Here is an 882-nt window from a genome sequence, read left to right on the forward strand (position 1 = left end):
GAAACAGAGCAATCAAGGCGACCGGGATCGTTACAACTATCGCTCCGATATAGGGAATCAACACCGACAAGCCAACAAGCATTGACAACAACGCTGCGTAATTAAGACCGAAATACTGCAACACAATATAGGTAAAAACGGCGACAACGAAAATCTCTATCGCTTTGCCACGCAGATAGTTAGAAAACTGCTCATTCATTTCGAGCGAGACTCGCTGAATTAGGCCTTTCTTTGACGGGAGCGCTGCATCAATCGACATCAAAATTTTCGTGCGATCTTTCAAGAGAAAAAACACTAAGATCGGAACAACAATGAGATAAATCATCACACTTACAATCACTGGCAGCGTTGATAGTGAATGAGAGAATATCCATTGAACGACCTGCGCTGAGCCTTCCGATAGCTGCTGATATGCGAGCGTTATTTCATCACCTTGGAAGAACGCGGGGAAACGTTCCTGCAGATCATCCCCATAGACACGTAGCGTGCTCACTATTTTGGGAAAATCATTTACCAAAGACTCAAACTGCGAATAAACCAAAGGGAGAACAGCAAATATCAAAGCGAAAATCGCGGACAAAAAGGTACTAAAAACCACTGTCACAGAGAGTAATTGCGGTAGCCCACGTTTGTTCAACCAAGAAACAGCTCCTTGCAATACAAACGCAATGATTATCGATGCTAAAACAGGTGCAAGAATATCGCCCCACAGCAGGATGACACCAAATCCAATGGCAAGTAATGACGCGAGAACAATCGCTTGCTCATCAGAAAAATAACGCTCCACCCAAGATTGTACAATCTTCAACATACGGTTCTATTTATCTCTTTTCGTAATTAAATAAACGTATTCGTCATCAGAATGCGCTGTTTCTAGAGCGT

At 43.0% G+C, this 882-nt stretch carries 1 protein-coding gene; it reads right to left on the reverse strand.

Annotated features, from left to right (window positions below; all coding sequences use genetic code 11):
* Window positions 1–811, reverse strand: an 811-nt coding sequence (locus tag A3739_RS20825; RefSeq protein ID WP_068502645.1) for an AI-2E family transporter, incomplete at its 3' end; no start/stop codon positions are given.
* Window positions 812–882: the final 71 nt, after the last annotated feature.

The sequence above is a fragment of the Oleiphilus sp. HI0067 genome (assembly GCF_001635735.1).